The organism is Tabrizicola sp., assembly GCF_030694085.1.
Taxonomy (GTDB): Bacteria; Pseudomonadota; Alphaproteobacteria; order Rhodobacterales; family Rhodobacteraceae; genus Tabrizicola.
On record NZ_JAUXZE010000102.1, the window covers coordinates 84,862 to 101,646 of the forward strand.

Consider the following 16,785-nt stretch of genomic DNA (forward strand, 5'->3'; position numbering starts at 1 on the left):
GCGCTAACGGAGGTGACCCATGTCCGCAAGCGCTTCGTGGTTCGAGATCGTTGATCCGGTGTTCGGACACTATGTCCTCTTCAACGCCCCTCTGAAGAAACTGGCCGAGGGCTTCGACTGGGCCGAGGGTCCGGTCTGGTTCGGCGACCAGCAGTGCCTTCTCTTCTCGGACATCCCCAACGACCGCATCCTGCGCTATGGTGAGGATGGGCTTACCACGTTCCGCCAGCCCGCCAACTTTGCCAACGGCCATACTCGCGACCGGCAAGGGCGACTGATCACTTGCGAACACGGCACGCGCCGGGTGACGCGGACGGAATGGGACGGGACCATCACCGTGATCGCCGACAGCTACCAGGGCAAGCGACTGAACAGCCCCAACGACGTGGTGGTCAGCCGCGACGGGGCGATCTGGTTCACCGATCCGCATTACGGCATCGTCAGCGATTACGAAGGCTTCAAGGCCGAAGCCGAACTCTCCTGTTCGGTTTACCGTGTCGACCCCGACGGAACCATTCAGGCGGTGATCACCGACATGGCCTGCCCCAATGGCCTGGCCTTCAGCCCCGATGAAAGCCGCCTTTACGTCGCCGACACCGGCCGCGCTTTCCATGCGGACCCCCAGCATATCCTGAGCTTCGACATGGGAACCGGGCGGCCGACGCGGGGTTCCATCTTCCACAAGATCGAACCCGGCTGTGCCGACGGGATCAGGGTCGACAACGAGGGCAACCTCTGGTCCTCGGCCCGCGACGGGGTCCACTGCATCGCGCCGGACGGGCATCTGATGGGCAAGATCTTCGTGCCCGAGGTGGTCTCGAACCTTTGCTTCGGGGGGCGGGCGAAGCATCGGCTGTTCATTACAGCGACGACCGGGCTCTACTCGGTCGTCCTCAACCGAAGGGGCGCGCAATGGCCGTGACGAAACCGCATGTCGGCCTGGTGGGCCTGGGCACGATGGGCGCGGCGCTGGCGCTGAACATCGCCGAGAAGGGCTTTCCCATCGCCGTCTGGAACCGAACCGCCTTGGTCGCGCGCAACTTCCACGCCGGGGCAGGAAACCTTGCCGACAGGATCGTGCCGACCGAAACGCTGGCGGACCTGGTCGCCGCGATGGCCGCGCCCCGCGCGATCATCCTGATGGTCCCGGCCGGAAAGGCCGTGGATGCCATGCTGGCCGCTCTGGCCCCGCGGCTTGGCCCGGAAGATCTGGTGATCGATGCGGGCAACGCCAACTTCCACGACACCAATCGCCGCGCCGCGCAGGGTCTGCCGTTCCGCTACATGGGCATCGGCGTCTCGGGTGGCGAAGAGGGCGCGCGGCATGGTCCCGCGATCATGGCCGGGGGCACGCCCGAGGACTGGACGCGTATGGCCAGTGTCTTCCGCGCCATCGCCGCGAAAGCCGAGGATGGCACCCCCTGCGCCGACCACATGGGGCCGGACGGAGCGGGGCATTTCGTCAAGGCGGTCCACAACGGCATCGAGTATGCCGACATGCAGATGATCGCGGAAACCTACGGCGTCATGCGTGACGGGCTGGGGATGGGAACGACCCAGATCGCCCCGGTTTTCGCCCGCTGGAACGAAGGCGTGCTGCGGTCCTATCTGGTGGAGATTTCCGCCGCCGTCGCCGCGGCCTTCGACCCTGTGACGGGTGGGCCGATCCTGGATATGATCGTCGATGCCGCAGGCCAGAAGGGCACCGGGCGCTGGACCGCAATCGAAGCGCTGAACCTTGGCGCGCCAATCCCGGTGATCGAGGCGGCCGTCATGGCGCGCAACGTCTCTGCCCGCCGGGGCGAACGGGCGGCGGGCGAGGCGCTGCATGGCCCCGCGCCCTCTCGCGCCGAGGTCTCGCTACAGGACCTGGAACAGGCGCTGATCGCCGGCAAGATCCTGTGCTACGCCCAAGGGTTCGCGATGATGACGGCGGCGGCGGGCGAATTCGGCTGGGCGCTTGACATGCCTGCCATCGCGCGGGTCTGGCGGGCGGGCTGCATCATCCGCTCGGCGATGCTGAACGACATGGCCGAGGCCTTGAGCCAGGACCCAACCCGCAACCTGATGCTGGCCCCGTTCTTCGCCGACCTCTTGCGCCAGACGACCCCCGCCCTGCGCCGCGTGGTGGCTGCGGGTGCGCTGCACGGGCTGGGGCTTCCCGCGCTGTCGGCGGGCCTCGCCTGGTTCGACCTGATGCGCACCGCGCGCGGAACGGCGAACATGATCCAGGGCCAGCGCGATTTCTTCGGGCTGCACGGGTTCCAGCGCCTGGACGGCCTGGACCGGCCGCATGGACCCTGGGCACCCAGTTGATCGGGGGTAAGTGGTGGCGAGGGGGGGACTCGAACCCCCGACCCCGCGATTATGAGTCGCGTGCTCTAACCAGCTGAGCTACCTAGCCACTGCGGCGCGGATTAAGGGGGCGGCGGGCCAAGGTCAAGGGTGAATCGGCAGGCTTCCCGGCGACACTCCTCGTTCGACTTCGTCTCCTTGTCGGTTAGGATCGCAGCGAAGAGCGACCGAAGGAAGCGATGAGCGGTCGGCCTAATGCGCCACCCGTGGCCGTCCCGAGGCGGTCGCGGTGATGCGCGCCTCGATGAACATGGTCCGGCCCTCGATCTCGACCTCCTTCACCTCGCGGTCCACCGTTACCCGCAGATCCACCGCGCCCGCCTCTTTCGCGCGCGCCGACGCCTCGCCGACCAGAGCTGCCTCCAGCGCGGCCAACGCGGCCCCGGAGGAGGCAAAGCTTTGCAGACCGTCCGCCATATGCGCCACGAAGCGGCCCTCGGCGGGGGAGGAAACGGTGCCTGTCGCGCGTTGGCTGACCTGGCCCGCAACCGCGCCGATGGCGTTTGCCACCCCGGCGTGTTCGGGCAGGATCATCGGGCAATGCAGCCGTTCCCCGACCGCGCCGTAGTAGGACGGGGCCGAGGCGCCAAGGCCGATCACCGGGACCCCCAGCCTGACCGCGACCTCGACCACCCCGCGATGCTGCGCGAGCCCTTCGGTGGTCAGCCGGTGCCGGGCAAGCGTCTGCGGGTCCTCGCCCGCAAAGCCTTGATCCTCGCCAAACGCGGCTTCAAGGAGGCAGTCCACCGTCTGCTGCGTCAGCTGGTCGATCACCGCCTGCGCAAAGGCCTCTGGCCCGGTGGAAAAGCGGTCTCCCGCCCCGGTCCGCCGCTTGGCGATCAGCCGCAGGGTCTTCTCCGCCGCCGCGCCGTCCCAGTCGGCAAGTCGCCCCAGCACGTGGCTTGCGTCCGAGGGTGTCACACCTGAAATCATCACCAGTCCGCGCGCCACCAGCCGCTCCAGCGCCGCCACCTCCAGCCGCGAGGTCAGGGCGGCGACCATCGGCATTGGATGCGTGATCCGCTCCAGCACCGCCAGTTCGCGGGCGTTCAACCCGCCGCGCTGGCCCGACATCGGCACGACGAAACGCCCGTCCATCTCGCCCACCGCCTCGGATGACAGCCAGCGGTCCAGCGCGGCATGGACCATGGGTCCGTGATCCACCGCCAGCAAAGACACCGGCATCAGGCGACGGGGGCCAAGGCGGAGGCCGCCCTTCAGCCCTTCGGTCACCAGATGCACCTCGCTGTCGCCGCCAAGGCCCGTGGTGCGCATCGCCACCGCCTCGACCATGGTGCGAAAGCCGCCGACGCGGGCGCCCTCGGGGTCGATCTCGGGCAGGCCGTCGCGCAGGAGGGCGACGTCGGTGGTCGTGCCGCCGATGTCCGAGACCAGCGCATCCGACGCCCCGGTCAGCCAGCGCGCGCCGACGATGCTGGCTGCGGGGCCAGAGAGGATCGTCTCGATCGGGCGTTCCCGCACCATCGCGGCCGAGATGAGCGCGCCGTCGCCACGGACGACCATCAGCGGCGCGTCGATGCCCAGGGCGGCGAGATGCCGCTCGCAGGCAGCCACCAGCCGGTCGATCATCCCGATCAGCCGGGCATTCAGGACGGCGGTCAGGGCGCGCTTCGGGCCGTTGAGATTGGCGGACAACTCGTGCGAGCAGGTCACGGGGCGGCCGGTGACGCGGCGGATCAGGTCCCGCGCCGCGATCTCGTGCGCGGGGTTACGGGTGGCGAATTGCGCGGCGACGGCGAAGCCCGACACGTCGTCGCCCAGTTCGCGCACCATCAGTTCCAGCAGCGACAGGTCCAGGGCCGCGACCTCGGTCCCGGCATGGGTGTGGCCGCCCGGAAGCCGTATGACCGGGTCGCCCTTCAACGCCTCGGTCAGGCCGCTGCGGCCAAGGTCGGCGTCGTCGAAGCCAAGGAAGACCAGCGCCACGCGGGCACCCTGGCCCTCGACCAGCGCGTTGGTGGCAAGGGTCGTGGACAGCGAGACCAGCGCCACGTCCGAGGCCATGACCCCGGCGGCGGCAATCGCCGCGTCGACGGCCTGGCCGATCCCCACGGCCAGATCGTGCCGGCTGGTCAGCGCCTTGGCCTTGCCAAGGACGACATTCGCCGCCTCGTCCAGGATTACCGCGTCGGTATAGGTGCCCCCGGTGTCGACACCCAGAAAATAGGCCATTTCCGTCCCTGATCCGCCTGTGCTTTCCGCCAGCTAGTGCAGGATCAGCCCGCTGTCAGCCCCGGAAGCGACATCACGGTCGTCGCCTGCGCCGATGGGCGGGGGGCAGGTTCAGCATCGCCCGGTATTTCGCCACTGTCCGCCGCGCGATGGGCGCGCCGCCCTCGGCCAGCGCCGCGGCCAGCGCCTCGTCTGACAGGGGGGCATCTGGGTCTTCGTCGGCCACCAGTCTTGCCAGGCGGTCGCGCAGCGCCCCCGCGGCCGGGCCGCCCTCTCGCGGGGCCTTGGTGAACAGCGCCCGCAGCCACCAGGTCCCGCGCGGGGTGTCGACCGCCGTGCCGGACACGACGCGGCTGATGGTGCTTTCGTGCAGGCCTAGCGTCTCGCCCACCTCGGCCATCGTCATCGGGACCATCGCGCCCAGGCCTGCCTCCAGCGCCGCCGTCTGCCGGGTCAGGATGTCCTGCGCCACAGACAGAAGTGTGGCATTCCGCCCCTCGATCATCTTGATCAGCGCCCGCGCCTCGGCCCGCCCCTTCCCCCGTCCCTCGGCCACCGAGACCGAGGGCAGGGCAGAGCGGTTCAGCGAGACGATCCAGCCCGAGGCCCCCTTCTCGGCGATCAGGTCGGGTTCACGCACCGGGGCGGCGTTGGCTTCGAACCCGGCGCCGGGCTTCGGGTCATAGCTGCGCAGCCGCCCGAAGGCCTGGCGCAAGTCGGCGGGGTCAAGGCCCGCCTCGCGCGCGATCCGGTCGATCTCGCCCTTGGCCAGCAGGTCCAGCCGGTCAAGGATCGCGGTCATCGCCGGGTTGAGCTCGCCCGCCTCCTCGGCCTGAAGCCGCAGACATTCGGCGAGGTTGCGGGCGAAGAGGCCCGTTGGTTCGGCGCTCTCCTGCAATCGTCTCAGCACGGTCTCGACGGCCGGGATGCCTTGGCCCAGTTGCGCGGCGATCACAGCGACCGACCGTGCGATCCAGCCCGTCGGCTCCAGCGCCTCGGCCAGGGCGATGGCAATCCGCTGGTCGTCCGGGTCCAGCCGCAGCGCCTCGATCATCCCCAGGACGTGACTGACAAGGCTTGGCCCTGCCGCCGCCTGTTCGGGCCGCTCGGCATCGGACGCGAAGGCCGATTTCCAGCGCGGCAGCCAGTCCTGCACCTGCGGCTTTGCCAGAAGGATCTGCGGGTTTTCTGCCGCCTGTTCTTCCAGATAGCGGCTGAGCCCCGCGGCATCGGCGCGCAGGATGCGGATCGAGGTCGCAAGCCCCGTCGTCAGCGCCATGCGCTGCGTCTGCTGCACCGAGATGCGGTTGCGGGACTTCATGCATGATGGTTCCCACGGATGGGCCGGTGTCGCAAGCGGCGAGCGGGCGCGCGCCCGTTCAGGTGAAGACGCCCTCGCAATACCACTGGTCGGTCACCGCGCCGCCCTGGCCGTAGAACAGCCAGAGCCGTTCGCCCCCTTCCGTCTCGACCCGCCAATAGTCGCGGGTGCCGCCGCGCCAGTCGGGGTCCTCGAACCACCATTCGGGTTGCAGCCGTTCCGGCCCCGCCGCCATCCGCAGGGCGAAGTCGCGCCTGCGCCAGCGGAAGCGGGCGGGCAGGTCGCGGACCTCGGGTGCCTCGACGGGTTCGGGACGGAACATGACCAGGGGACGCGGGGCAGGGGGGGCGGGCCAGGGGCCGTCATGCGGCTGGCTCCAGGCCGCCATCAGAAGCTTCGCCGACTTGGCGGGGACATGGCTGTCGGCGGGATGGAGCCGCAGCACCGCCTCGGTCCCCAATCTTGCGCCAAGGCGGCCGATCAGGTCCTCCAGCGCCTGCACCGAGCCTGCGGGGACGCGGCCCGCATTGGCCAGCGCCTGCGCCGTCACCTCAAGCTGCCCCCGGTGCTGGACGGCGCTGACGGCTTCGGTGGCCAGCGCCTCGAGCCGCAGGCAGTCGATCCCGAAACCGGCGTCGATCTGGTCCAGCTTCAGGTGCAGAAGCGGGCGGATGCGGTCGGGGCTGTCGGCGGCGCGGGCCAGGCCCACCTCGACCGAAGCCACCCCGCCATCGGCGCGAAAGCCCTGGAACAGCACCCGCCGCGCCCCCCGGCCCTTGGCGCGCAGCTTGTCGCAGAAGGGCGGCAGCAGGCGGTCCAGTGCCGCCTCGATGTCCGTGCGCAACCCGATGGGGTCGGGCAGCGTCAGCCGCACGGCGAAATGCATCGGCGGGCGGGCGGGGCTGACGGGTTCGGGTTCCAGCCCCATCGCCTGATCCAGCCGCCGCAGCGTGTCGGCCCCGAAGCGCCGCGCCAGGGCCGCACGGGGCAGGCCCATGATGTCGCCCACCCGGCGCAGGCCCAGCCGCATCAGCCGGTCGACGACATCCCCGTCCAGCCGCAGCGCGGCGAGGGGCAGGCCGGACAAAGCCTCGTACAGCCGGCCGGGGGGCGAGATCACCGCCGCCTCGGCCCCGCGCGCGGTGACCGGACGGGGGGCACCGCCGCCGCGTTCCCAGCCCCGGCGCTTGACCGCGCGCGACCGTGTCGCCCGCGCCTCCTGGTCTATGGCATCGCCTGACCGCACCGTGCCAAGACCACCGCCCGCATACCGCGCGAGGCCCCAGGCTGCCCCTGGCGTGTCGGCGATGGCCGCCCGCACTGTCAGCCCCAGACCCGCGCAATCCTCGGCCACCTGGGCCAGCACGCCCTCTTCCCCGCCATGCAGATGTGCGGCCCCCGTGAGGTCGATCAGCAACCCGGCAGGCGGTTCCTCGGCCACCCAGGGCGAGAAGCGCCCGGCCCAGCGGCGCAGTGTCAGACGGAAGCGCGCCTCGGCCAGGGGATCGGCGGGAACGGTCAGGAGCGCAGGACAGATCGCGGTCGCATCGCGCAGCGGCTGGCCCAGGGACAGGCCTGCGCCCTCGGCCTCGACCGACAGCGAGGCCAGCACCTGTGCGCCATTCCGGTCCTCCACGACGGCCAGCGGCCCCGGGACCGCATCGGCCCTGAGCCGCATCACACGCTCCGCAGCAAGCCGCGGAAACCAAAGGGAAAGGATACGGCGCCCTGCCATTTTTGACTCGGATGTTCACTATCCGTTCCAATGATGTCACCCTGCCGCGATCCTGTCGAGTCTCACACCACCGCAGATGACAAGTGCGTGAGAGCAGAGCGCGGCGGCTACCGCGGCGGAATGCCGCGCCTATAGTGGCCCCGCTAGCCAACGAGGGAGCCAGTATATGAAGTTCGTGAAAGCCGCAGTAATCGGCGCACTCCTGACCGCAGGGGCCGCTTTTGCCGAAGGAGACCGCACCGACCCGAACGCCATCGCGCGCTCGGCCCTGATGAAGGTGATCGGAAAGAACACCGGCATCCTCGGCGATATGGCCGGTGGCAAAGCCCCGCATGACGCCGCCGCCGCCGAAGGCGCCAAGGCCGCGTTGATCGAGGCTGCTGCCAAGATCGAGGAAACCTTCAAGGAGCAGGGCGCAGCCGACCCGGCTTCGGAAGCCAAGCCGGAAATCTGGGCGAACTGGGACGAATTCCTTGCAGACGCGAAGGCGCTGGGGGATGCGGCGGGGGCGATGGATGTCGCTTCGGCTGAAACGATCGGCGCCGGCATGGGCGCGCTGGGCGGGGCTTGCAAGGACTGCCACACCGACTTCCGCGTGATGAAGCAGTAACAGCCTGCTTCGGGCACCACGAAAGAAGGCCCCGGTCGCAACACCGGGGCCTTATTCTATCCGCAAAACACGTTGAGGATGCGGTCCTGTCCGTCCACGGTCACGCGGAGGCGATCCGGGAATTCCTCCAGCGTCACGGTTCCGTCCGGGGTGGGGCGGTCGACCTTGAAATCCTCGGCCGGACGCTGCGCCTCGAGCGCCGAAAGCGGTTGCCCGACAAGCGACTGGTACGCCTCGGCCCCGCAGTCGGAAAGGCCGCCCGACGTCACGCAGGCCGACAGCAGGCCGGGCACGAGGATGAGCCAGGCTCTTATCCGCACCACAGCCGGGTGATCCGTCCGCCGGCGTCAATATCGATGTTCAGCCGGTCGGGGCGGTAATCCTCGGTCACCGCCGTGTCAGGGCCGATCAGCCGGGTTCCCGCCGGGAAGGTCATCGCCGCAAGGACCGCTTGGTCCCGGCCCACGAGGTCCTGCATCCCGGCCGCGCCGCAGGCGGTCGGTCCGGTGGTGTCCACGCAGGCTTGCAACCCAAGTGCCAGCAGCCCGGCAAGGGCCAGCTTATCCACAGGTCACGCGCTCGATCACGTCGCGGCGGTCCAGCCAGAAGTTCAGCCGGGTGGGGTTATAGTCCATCGTCACGGCCATGCCGTACTGGATCACCCGCACGTCCTGGCTGAAGCGCATGCCATCCAGGACCACGCCGGGCCGACCGACCAGATATTGCAGCCGGTCCGCGCCGCAGCTTGCCAGGTTATCGACGGGGGGCGTCGGCACTGGCTCCATCACGCAGGCAGACAGCAGAAGCGGAGCACAGAGCAGCAGGGAAAAGGCACGTTGCATTGTCGTATCCTCATATGTCGGGATCGAATCCCGCATTGCTTTACGCACCAGATTGGCACAGGTTCCGGGAAATATTGAAGGAGGGAATACCAGATGCGCACCCGTGCTGCCGTCGCCATTGCCGCAGGCCAACCGTTGCAGGTCATGGAGGTCAACCTTGACGACCCGAAAGAGGGCGAGGTCCTGATCGAGATCAAGGCCACCGGCATCTGCCACACCGACGAATTCACCCTGTCGGGCGCGGACCCCGAGGGAATTTTCCCCTCGATCCTGGGTCACGAAGGCGCGGGCGTCGTCGTGAAGTGCGGTCCGGGGGTGAAGTCCCTGAAACCGGGCGACCACGTGATCCCGCTTTACACGCCGGAATGTCGCGAGTGCCCCTCCTGCCTTAGCCGCAAGACCAACCTCTGCACGGCCATTCGCGCCACGCAGGGGCAGGGCCTGATGCCGGACGGCACCACCCGGTTTTCCATGCTGGATGGCACGCCGATCTATCACTACATGGGCTGCTCGACCTTCGCGCAGCACACCGTCATGCCGGAAATCGCCCTTGCCAAGGTCCGCGACGACGCCCCCTTCGACAAGATCTGCTACATCGGCTGCGGGGTGACCACCGGCATCGGCGCGGTGCTGAACACGGCTCAGGTGGAAATCGGGGCCAAGGCCGTGGTCTTCGGTCTGGGCGGCATCGGCTTGAACGTCATTCAGGGCCTGAAGATGGCTGGGGCCGACATGATCATCGGCGTTGACCTGAACAACGACAAGAAGGAATGGGGCGAGAAGTTCGGGATGACCCACTTCCTCAACCCCAAGGACCTGCCCGAGGGCACTTCGGTCGTGCAGGCCATCGTCGACCTGACCAAGACCCCCTTCGACAAGATCGGCGGCGCGGACTACTCGTTCGACTGCACCGGCAACGTCAAGGTGATGCGTGATGCGCTGGAATGTACCCACCGCGGCTGGGGCCAGTCGATCATCATCGGCGTGGCGCCCGCGGGCGCGGTGATCGAGACCCGGCCCTTCCAGCTGGTCACCGGCCGGGTCTGGAAAGGCACCGCCTTCGGTGGCGCGCGCGGCCGGACCGATGTGCCAAAGATCGTCGACTGGTACATGGACGGCAAGATCGAGATCGACAGCATGATCACCCACATCCTGCCACTGGAGCGCATCAACGAAGGCTTCGACCTCATGCACGCCGGCAAGTCGATCCGGGCGGTGGTCGTCTATTGATCACGGCACCGGCACATGTCGCCACGGCTCCGCCCGCGGGGCCGTGGAAACGGCGGCAGTTCCGGGTCCTTGGCTGGCTGGCGGGGTTCTGGCTCGTCTCGGACCTCGCCTATTACTTCGGCCTTCCGGCGCTGGGCGTCGGGACAGACTACAACAGTCACCCGATGCCCATCGCCACCTTCTACCTCTTCTGGTCCGGCCTGGCCGCCATCGTGTTCTGGCCGCTTTACAGCCGCTGGAACGCCGATGCGGCCTTCCCCACCCTGCGCAACCGGATCGTTGCCGCGCTGATCTGGACCTCAACCTTCCTGGCTGTCCTTGCCTTCCTGCACTGGACCTTACCCGCCCTGCCGCAAGCCACCTGGCCCGCAGAGCTTGGCAAGGCGCCGGACCTTCTGATGGCCACACCCGCCTATTTCTTCCCCAAGACGATGGAGATCGTCTTCCAGCAGCTTCTGGTGCTGGCGATGATCGTCAGCCTTTCCATCGACGGGCTGCCCCTGCGCACCATCGCGCTTTTCGTGGCTCTGCTCTTTGGGGGGATGCACATCCTGCTGGCCTTCTCTGGTATCCCGCCGCGCGCGGTAATCATGTTCATCGCGGCCTCGACTGCGTTTGGCCTGATCCTGCCACGTCTGATCCTGAAAACCAGGTTCGGCCTCGCCGCCGCCTTCGCGCTTCACTGGACCTTCTACGCCGCCGTGCTGACCCAGGCGCGCATCTTTGGCCCCCATGTCACCCAGTCCGTCATTGGCTGACCCATGTCCTCCACTCCCGCCCTCCGTGCCTTGGCCTCGCTTGGGATCGACGTCACGCTCCATCCCTACACCTATGACCCCAAGGCCGAGGCGACGGGTCTGCAGGCAGCCGACGCGCTGGGGATCGACCCCGCCCTGATGCTGAAGACGTTGATGGTCGAGGTTGACGGCAAACCCGCTTGCTGCATCATCCCATCGGACCGGCAACTGTCGATGAAGAAGGTCGCCGCCGCCCTTGGGGGCAAGGCCGCCGCGATGATGCCCGCACCCAAGGCGGAGAAATTGACCGGCTACCACGTCGGCGGCATCTCGCCCTTCGGCCAGAAGCGTGCCGTCCCCACAGTGATCGAGACCACTGCTGCCACCGCCCCCCGCGTCTGGATCAACGCCGGCCAGCGCGGGCTTCTTCTGTCACTCGCGCCCGAGGCCGCACTTCAGGCGCTGAATGTGAAGGCCCTGCCGCTGATCGTCTGACTTGCCGGACAGCCTGCGCCCGCTATCCTCTTCCGCAGCCGTAAAGGGACCCCATGCGCCTAGCCCCAGCCCTCGTCTTTCTCGCGGCTCCCGCCTGGGCCGAGCCGCCGCGCCTGTCACTTGTCTTTGGTGTTGATCGGCTGGACGCCCAGGCCGCGGACATCCCGGCGACCCGACGGATCGACGAAGAGCGCGGCTCGGCGCTTTACATCCGGCTCTCGCCCGGCTTCGACGCGGCGATGCGGGTTCTGACCACGACCCATGTCGGCGATACCGGAGACCTGCGGATCTGCGCAGAAACCGTGCTGGCGCCGGTCATCCAGGCCCCGATCGACGAAGCGGTCTTCGTCATCACCGACACGGATCCGGCCCGGATCGACCGGCTGCAGGCCCTGCTCTCGGGTCCGACCTGCGCCGAGGTGCCGGGGGGCTGATCTCTCGACACCGGCCCCGCGACCTGCGACTGTCCCGGGAAAGGAGCCACCATGTCCGCAGACCCCCGCGCCCCCCGCCTTGCCGTCCTGATCGACGCCGACAACATCCCCGCCCGGCATATCGAGGCAGTTCTGGACGAACTTGCCACCTATGGCGAGCCTTCGGTGCGCAGGGTCTATGGCGACTGGTCCTCGCAGGCGCTGTCGCAGTGGAAGGAAAAGGCCCGCAGCCTGGGCCTGGTGATGCACCAGCAGTCCGCCAACACCAAGGGCAAGAACGCCAGCGACATCGGCCTGGTGATCGACGCGATGGACATTTTGCACCTGGGCAAGGTCGATGGCTTCGTCCTGGTGTCATCCGACAGCGACTTCACCCGCCTTGCCAGCCGCATCCGCGAGGACGGGTTGCAGGTGATCGGCGTCGGCGAAGAGAAGACCCCGGAATCGCTGCGCAAGGTCTGCAACCGCTTCATCTTCCTGGAAAACATCGCCGCCGCCCCCGATGCGTCCCGTGCTGCCGACCCTGCGCGCACCGCGAAAGAGTCCGCAAAGCCCGCCGAACCTGCGCCTGAAAAGCAGCCGCCGTCGAAAGCGATCCCGCTGGTCCTGGCCGCAATGAAGAAGATCGGGATCGAAGAGGACAGCTATTCCCTTGGCCAGTTGGGCCAGGTCCTGACCCAGCTTTACCCGGACTTCGACAGCCGCAGCTACGGCAGCGCCCGGCTGTCGGACCTGCTGAAACGCACGGGCCGGTTCGAGGTGCAGAAGGGCGAAGGCAACCACCTCGTCGTGCGCGACAAGGCGTGAAACTCGGGTGGCGTGAAACTCGGGTGGCGTGACATTCGGGGCGTCACCTAGAAGATCGTCGCCAACCAGCCCGCGAAGACCTCTACTGCCGGGCGTCGCGGGCCGCGGGGCAGGACCACCGCATAGGTAACCACCGGCAGCCCGCCCAGTGGCAGGCGCACCAGCCGTCCAGCCTCCAGATCGGCCCGGCAGATGATCTCGGTCGCCGTGCCCGCGCCCAGACCCTGACGGCAGGCCGACATCTCCAGGTGCGGGCTGCCCACCTCCACCCGCTTCAGGCGGGTGACATCCAGACCGGTGCCAGCAACCTCGGCCAGTTCCCAGTGCTTGTCGGCCCCGATCACCCAGGGCATGTCCTGCGGATGCATCCCCGATGCGGCCAGCGCGGGCGCGCAGACCGCAATCACCTGCGACCGGCACAGCGGCCTGATTTCATCCTCCGGCGCCTCGACCCAGCCATCGGACAGCGCCCGGATCGCCATGTCGAACCCGTCGCGGGCCAGGTCCAGTTTGGAAGGGCTTGGTGACAGTGCCACCTCGACACCGGGGTGCCTGGCCCAGAACTCCGGCAGGCGCGGCATGACATGGGTTTCGGCGATGAAGGTTGTGGTCGTGACCCGCACCACCCTCCGCGCCTCGGCCTCGCGCAGCGCCGCGATCCCGGCGGCCACCGTGCCGAACCCGTCGTCCAACGCGCGGGCAAGCCGCTCGCCCGCTTCGGTCAGCACCACCGTCCGCCCTGCCCGGCGCACCAGCGGCACCCCCAATTCTGCCTCAAGGCCGCGCACGGCCTGCGTGACCGCCGCATGGGTGACGTTCAACGCCCGCCCCGCTTCGGCAAAACTGCCGCTGCGGGCCGTGGCGTCAAAAGCCCGCAGCGCCGACAGCGACGGAAGCTCTCGCCAACGCAACATACAAGTTCAACTTTCGTCCCAAGGAAATTCCTGAGTCGGATTATGCCACGTTTCATGGCAAACCAAAGGGGCAATCCTGCTACGGGACGTAAGCCATGCACGGCGTCAACCTTGACCTTCTCCGCACCCTTCCGCATCATCCCGACGGGCGGCTCAAGGACCCGCACGCCCACCACCGGGCCGAGCACCTTGCGGCGCTAAAGGCGGAACGCTCCTTGCGGCGGCAGTCAGCCCTGTCGCGGCTTCGGCAACTGCTGCGGTGGCCTGCGCGGGGTCGGAAAATGTCCGCGCCTTGCAACTGATGCTCTTCGATGACTTCGTCACTCATGGCTGGACCCCCGCGACGAGAAGACGAAGTCGCACGAGGAGCCGTCACTCCACCTCGACCGTGACCCAGGTCTCGAAGCACACCCCGTTCGCCAGCGCCATCACCCCGATCGTTGCCCGCCCGCCCAGACCCCGCTCTGGCCCGAAGACCTCGACGAACAGGTCCGACAGGCCCGAGGACACCTTGTGCACCTCCTCGAACTCGGGCGTGCAGACGACAAAGTTCAGACTGCGGACAATCCCCTTCACCCGGTCCAGCGATCCTACCGCCTGCCGGATGCCGCCCAGTACGTTCAGCCCGGTCCGCCGCGCCGCCTGGTAGCCTTGTTCAATGGTCACGTTCTGGCCAAGGCGCCCCTTGTGGGTGATCTCTGCCCCGATCTGCGCGACGTGGCCGGACAGGAACAGCAGGCTGCCGACCCGGTGATAGGGTTTCATCGTTCCGTAATCTGCCCCGTAATAGCCGTCGCGGTCGAAGTCGGGGATATCAAGGCCCATGTCGAGGGCCAGCCGTTCGGGTAGGGTCATGTCGGTCTCCTTCGCCGCGACCCTGCCCCTCCCGATGATTCGCCGCTATCCTTAATCGGTTGCAGCCCATCCGCGCGTATGTACGGAATCCATACGGTTTCCATATGGACGGAATACCTGGAAACGGGTGCCGTCCGGGCGAATTAATCCAAAGGCCGCAAGCACTTCGCCCGTCGCGTGCGCCGCTGAACCGCTCCTCTCTCGAAATCCACATTCATTTGTCGCCGACCGCTCCCTACCTTGTGGACAAAGGAGCTTCCCATGACCCAGCTATCCCTAGGCCTCGACACCTTCGGCGACGTGACGGTCGGCCCCGAGGGCCAGCCGCAATCTATGGACCGAGTGCTGCGCGAGGTCCTTGACCAAGCCACGCTCGCGGACGAGATCGGCATTGACTTCATAGGCTTGGGCGAACACCACCGCCCCGATTTCGCGATCTCCGCGCCGGAGATCGTGTTGGCCGCCATCGCCGGGCGAACGCATCGCATCAAGCTGGGGACTGCCGTCACCGTGCTGTCCACCGACGACCCGGTCCGGGTCTTCCAGCGCTTTTCCACGCTGAACGCGCTGTCGAACGGCCGGGCCGAGCCGATCCTGGGGCGCGGGTCCTTCACCGAAAGCTACCCGCTCTTCGGGCACGAGTTGCACGATTACGACCAGCTTTTCGAGGAACGGCTGGACCTCTTCGCCCACCTTCTGCGGGAACCCCGGGTGACCTGGTCCGGCCAGACCCGTAGCCCCTTGAATAATCAGCCGGTTTTCCCGCAACTCGGTCAACCGATGACTGTGTGGGTCGGGGTCGGCGGCAGCCCGGAAAGCGTTGTGCGCGTGGTCCGGCAGGACCTGCAACTGATGCTTGCGATCATCGGCGGCGATGCCTCGCGCTTTGCACCCTACGTCGACCTCTACCAGCGCGCCAGCGCCCAGCTGGGCAAGCCAATGCGGCCGATTGGCGTCCACTCCCCCGGCTTCGTCGCGGAAACCGATGAAAAAGCGCAGGAAATCCTGTGGCCGCACTATGCCGACATGTTCGGTCGGATCGGCCGTGAGCGGGGTTGGCCCCCGGTCACCAAGGATCGCTACCTTAACGAAGTCCATCAGGGTGCACTGTATGTTGGCAGTCCCGAGACGGTGGCCCGCAAGATCGCAAGGACGGTGAAGACCCTGGGCATCCAGCGTTTCGACATGAAATATTCGACCGGCCCGGTGCCGCATGTCGACCTGATGGAGTGCATCCGGCTTTATGGAGAGAAGGTCATTCCGATGGTGCAGGAGATGCTCGCCGACAAGGCCGCCTGATCAGGCGTAGGGTGGGCGATATCGCCCACCCTACTCTGGCGCAAATCCCAGATGTTGGGTCCCTCGCTGTGCAGCAAGCAACATCTGGCGGTGCCGCTCGCGGAAGCGCGTCCGGTCCTTGGCCGAATACTCTTCGGCGCAAGCCGGGCAGCAGACACCTTCCTCGTAGGACGGATCCGTCTGGTCCGTTTCTGTCACCGGTCTCCGGCAGGCGCCGCAGACCTGAAGGCCGCCGGGCACCAGCCCATGCCCAACCGACACCCGATCATCGAAGACAAAGCACTGCCCCTGCCAGAGGCTCTGCTGCTCGGGGACCTCCTCCAGATACTTCAGGATTCCGCCCTTCAGATGGAAGACCTGGTTAACCCCTTGACCCAGAAGATAATTCGTCGATTTCTCGCAGCGGATGCCCCCGGTGCAGAACATCGCGATCCGCTTGCCAGCAAACCGGTCGCGGTTGGCCTGCCACCAGTCTGGAAACGCGCCAAATGCCTTCGTCCCCGGATCCACCGCGCCCTGAAAGGTGCCGATGGCGACCTCGTAATCGTTGCGGGTGTCGATCACCACTGTATCGGGGTCCAAGATCAGATCGTTCCACTCCGACGGCGCGACGTAGTTGCCCACCCGCGCAAGGGGGTCCACGTCCGGCTGCCCCATCGTCACGATCTCGCGCTTCAGCTTCACCTTCATTCGGCCGAATGGCATTGTCTCGGCGGGGCTTTCCTTCCACTCCAACCCGTCGCAGCCCGGCAAGGCCCGGATCGCGGCGAGTGCCGTGTCGATCCCTGCACGCGAACCCGCGATGGTCCCGTTGATCCCCTCGGGCGCCAGGAGAAGCGAACCCTTAACCCCCTGCGCCTGACACAGGTGCAGAAGCCCCGGCTTCAAGGCGGCGGGGTCGGGGAAGCGGGTGAAGTGATATAGTGCGGCGACGGTCAGCATAGCCTCCCCTTTGCGC

General features: G+C 67.5%; 18 protein-coding genes and 1 tRNA gene. 9 read left to right on the forward strand and 10 right to left on the reverse strand.

The genetic code is table 11. The features are described from left to right. Nucleotides 1-19: 19 nt before the first annotated feature. Both Q8M85_RS23100 and gndA read left to right on the forward strand, forming a co-directional pair. The gene (locus Q8M85_RS23100) at nt 20-922 is read left to right on the forward strand and encodes an SMP-30/gluconolactonase/LRE family protein (RefSeq protein ID WP_305549378.1); all 903 of its coding nucleotides are present in this window, start codon (nt 20-22) and stop codon (nt 920-922) included. Then, on the forward strand, nt 913-2,316 hold the full coding sequence (gndA, locus tag Q8M85_RS23105) for an NADP-dependent phosphogluconate dehydrogenase (protein WP_371135350.1): 1,404 nt from the start codon (nt 913-915) through the stop codon (nt 2,314-2,316). The genes Q8M85_RS23100 and gndA overlap by 10 nt, the downstream gene beginning before the upstream one ends. Nucleotides 2,317-2,327: 11 nt before the next feature. Here the strand turns inward: gndA and Q8M85_RS23110 are convergent. The 4 genes from Q8M85_RS23110 to Q8M85_RS23125 form a co-directional block, all read right to left on the reverse strand. Beyond that, nucleotides 2,328-2,404 (reverse strand) — tRNA-Met (locus Q8M85_RS23110). Nucleotides 2,405-2,547: 143 nt separating this feature from the next. After that, nucleotides 2,548-4,548, reverse strand: coding sequence for a hydantoinase/oxoprolinase family protein (locus tag Q8M85_RS23115; RefSeq protein WP_305549380.1), 2,001 nt, complete (start codon nt 4,546-4,548; stop codon nt 2,548-2,550). A gap of 73 nt (nt 4,549-4,621) precedes the next feature. Then, nucleotides 4,622-5,869 carry an RNA polymerase factor sigma-54 gene (gene rpoN, locus Q8M85_RS23120; RefSeq protein WP_305549383.1) on the reverse strand — a complete coding sequence of 416 codons (1,248 nt, stop codon included), beginning with the start codon at nt 5,867-5,869 and terminating at the stop codon, nt 4,622-4,624. Nucleotides 5,870-5,927: 58 nt separating this feature from the next. Beyond that, nucleotides 5,928-7,604: a DNA polymerase Y family protein gene (locus Q8M85_RS23125; protein WP_305549386.1), complete on the reverse strand. Its 1,677-nt coding sequence runs from the start codon at nt 7,602-7,604 to the stop codon at nt 5,928-5,930. A 166-nt stretch (nt 7,605-7,770) separates the two neighbouring features. Between Q8M85_RS23125 and Q8M85_RS23130 the strand changes: the two genes are divergently transcribed. After that, nucleotides 7,771-8,214, forward strand: coding sequence for a cytochrome c (locus tag Q8M85_RS23130; RefSeq protein WP_305549389.1), 444 nt, complete (start codon nt 7,771-7,773; stop codon nt 8,212-8,214). Nucleotides 8,215-8,270: 56 nt separating this feature from the next. On the opposite strand, the gene Q8M85_RS23135 is transcribed toward Q8M85_RS23130, so the two are convergent. The 3 genes from Q8M85_RS23135 to Q8M85_RS23145 are packed head-to-tail and all read right to left on the reverse strand — an operon-like array spanning nt 8,271 to nt 9,056. After that, entirely contained in the window at nt 8,271-8,534 is a 264-nt protein-coding gene (locus tag Q8M85_RS23135; protein WP_305549392.1) for an I78 family peptidase inhibitor, read from the reverse strand. Beyond that, nucleotides 8,525-8,782 carry an I78 family peptidase inhibitor gene (locus tag Q8M85_RS23140; protein WP_305549395.1) on the reverse strand — a complete coding sequence of 86 codons (258 nt, stop codon included), beginning with the start codon at nt 8,780-8,782 and terminating at the stop codon, nt 8,525-8,527. Before Q8M85_RS23140 ends, Q8M85_RS23135 begins: the two co-directional genes overlap by 10 nt. Beyond that, the gene (locus Q8M85_RS23145; protein ID WP_305549398.1) at nt 8,775-9,056 is read right to left on the reverse strand and encodes an I78 family peptidase inhibitor; all 282 of its coding nucleotides are present in this window, start codon (nt 9,054-9,056) and stop codon (nt 8,775-8,777) included. The genes Q8M85_RS23140 and Q8M85_RS23145 overlap by 8 nt, the downstream gene beginning before the upstream one ends. 93 nt (nt 9,057-9,149) lie before the next feature. Here Q8M85_RS23145 and Q8M85_RS23150 point away from each other — a divergent pair, with 93 nt between their 5' ends. Genes Q8M85_RS23150 through Q8M85_RS23170 form a run of 5 tightly spaced genes read left to right on the forward strand, consistent with a single transcriptional unit; the run spans nt 9,150 to nt 12,759 of the window. Continuing rightward, complete coding sequence (locus Q8M85_RS23150) at nt 9,150-10,286, forward strand: S-(hydroxymethyl)glutathione dehydrogenase/class III alcohol dehydrogenase (RefSeq protein WP_305549401.1); 1,137 nt, start codon at nt 9,150-9,152, stop codon at nt 10,284-10,286. Continuing rightward, nucleotides 10,283-11,044 (forward strand): hypothetical protein, encoded by a 762-nt coding sequence (locus Q8M85_RS23155; RefSeq protein WP_305549404.1) that lies wholly within the window; start codon nt 10,283-10,285, stop codon nt 11,042-11,044. The genes Q8M85_RS23150 and Q8M85_RS23155 overlap by 4 nt, the downstream gene beginning before the upstream one ends. 3 nt (nt 11,045-11,047) lie before the next feature. Beyond that, nucleotides 11,048-11,518 carry a Cys-tRNA(Pro) deacylase gene (gene ybaK / locus Q8M85_RS23160; RefSeq protein ID WP_305549407.1) on the forward strand — a complete coding sequence of 157 codons (471 nt, stop codon included), beginning with the start codon at nt 11,048-11,050 and terminating at the stop codon, nt 11,516-11,518. A 53-nt stretch (nt 11,519-11,571) separates the two neighbouring features. After that, nucleotides 11,572-11,952, forward strand: a complete 381-nt coding sequence (locus tag Q8M85_RS23165) for a hypothetical protein (RefSeq protein WP_305549411.1) — start codon at nt 11,572-11,574, stop codon at nt 11,950-11,952. Nucleotides 11,953-12,003: 51 nt separating this feature from the next. After that, nucleotides 12,004-12,759 carry an NYN domain-containing protein gene (locus tag Q8M85_RS23170; RefSeq protein ID WP_305549413.1) on the forward strand — a complete coding sequence of 252 codons (756 nt, stop codon included), beginning with the start codon at nt 12,004-12,006 and terminating at the stop codon, nt 12,757-12,759. A gap of 47 nt (nt 12,760-12,806) precedes the next feature. Here the strand turns inward: Q8M85_RS23170 and Q8M85_RS23175 are convergent, their stop codons facing one another. Beyond that, complete coding sequence (locus Q8M85_RS23175) at nt 12,807-13,673, reverse strand: LysR family transcriptional regulator (protein WP_305549416.1); 867 nt, start codon at nt 13,671-13,673, stop codon at nt 12,807-12,809. 372 nt (nt 13,674-14,045) lie between these two features. After that, nucleotides 14,046-14,528 carry a RidA family protein gene (locus Q8M85_RS23180; RefSeq protein WP_305549419.1) on the reverse strand — a complete coding sequence of 161 codons (483 nt, stop codon included), beginning with the start codon at nt 14,526-14,528 and terminating at the stop codon, nt 14,046-14,048. 261 nt (nt 14,529-14,789) lie between these two features. On the opposite strand from Q8M85_RS23180, the gene Q8M85_RS23185 reads away from it, so the two are divergent. Further along, nucleotides 14,790-15,827 (forward strand): LLM class flavin-dependent oxidoreductase, encoded by a 1,038-nt coding sequence (locus Q8M85_RS23185; RefSeq protein WP_305549422.1) that lies wholly within the window; start codon nt 14,790-14,792, stop codon nt 15,825-15,827. 30 nt (nt 15,828-15,857) lie between these two features. Here the strand turns inward: Q8M85_RS23185 and Q8M85_RS23190 are convergent, their stop codons facing one another. Beyond that, entirely contained in the window at nt 15,858-16,769 is a 912-nt protein-coding gene (locus tag Q8M85_RS23190; RefSeq protein ID WP_305549425.1) for a rhodanese-related sulfurtransferase, read from the reverse strand. Nucleotides 16,770-16,785 lie beyond the last annotated feature (16 nt).

Bases quoted from the DNA above. Each gene is read 5' to 3' on its own strand.
- Q8M85_RS23100 (WP_305549378.1), top strand. From the start codon at position 20: ATGTCCGCAAGCGCTTCGTGGTTCGAGATCGTTGATCCGGTGTTCGGA.
- gndA (WP_371135350.1), top strand. From the start codon at position 913: ATGGCCGTGACGAAACCGCATGTCGGCCTGGTGGGCCTGGGCACGATG.
- Q8M85_RS23115 (WP_305549380.1), bottom strand. From the start codon at position 4,548: ATGGCCTATTTTCTGGGTGTCGACACCGGGGGCACCTATACCGACGCG.
- rpoN (WP_305549383.1), bottom strand. From the start codon at position 5,869: ATGAAGTCCCGCAACCGCATCTCGGTGCAGCAGACGCAGCGCATGGCG.
- Q8M85_RS23125 (WP_305549386.1), bottom strand. From the start codon at position 7,604: ATGGCAGGGCGCCGTATCCTTTCCCTTTGGTTTCCGCGGCTTGCTGCG.
- Q8M85_RS23130 (WP_305549389.1), top strand. From the start codon at position 7,771: ATGAAGTTCGTGAAAGCCGCAGTAATCGGCGCACTCCTGACCGCAGGG.
- Q8M85_RS23145 (WP_305549398.1), bottom strand. From the start codon at position 9,056: ATGCAACGTGCCTTTTCCCTGCTGCTCTGTGCTCCGCTTCTGCTGTCT.
- Q8M85_RS23150 (WP_305549401.1), top strand. From the start codon at position 9,150: ATGCGCACCCGTGCTGCCGTCGCCATTGCCGCAGGCCAACCGTTGCAG.
- ybaK (WP_305549407.1), top strand. From the start codon at position 11,048: ATGTCCTCCACTCCCGCCCTCCGTGCCTTGGCCTCGCTTGGGATCGAC.
- Q8M85_RS23165 (WP_305549411.1), top strand. From the start codon at position 11,572: ATGCGCCTAGCCCCAGCCCTCGTCTTTCTCGCGGCTCCCGCCTGGGCC.
- Q8M85_RS23170 (WP_305549413.1), top strand. From the start codon at position 12,004: ATGTCCGCAGACCCCCGCGCCCCCCGCCTTGCCGTCCTGATCGACGCC.
- Q8M85_RS23175 (WP_305549416.1), bottom strand. From the start codon at position 13,673: ATGTTGCGTTGGCGAGAGCTTCCGTCGCTGTCGGCGCTGCGGGCTTTT.
- Q8M85_RS23180 (WP_305549419.1), bottom strand. From the start codon at position 14,528: ATGACCCTACCCGAACGGCTGGCCCTCGACATGGGCCTTGATATCCCC.
- Q8M85_RS23185 (WP_305549422.1), top strand. From the start codon at position 14,790: ATGACCCAGCTATCCCTAGGCCTCGACACCTTCGGCGACGTGACGGTC.
- Q8M85_RS23190 (WP_305549425.1), bottom strand. From the start codon at position 16,769: ATGCTGACCGTCGCCGCACTATATCACTTCACCCGCTTCCCCGACCCC.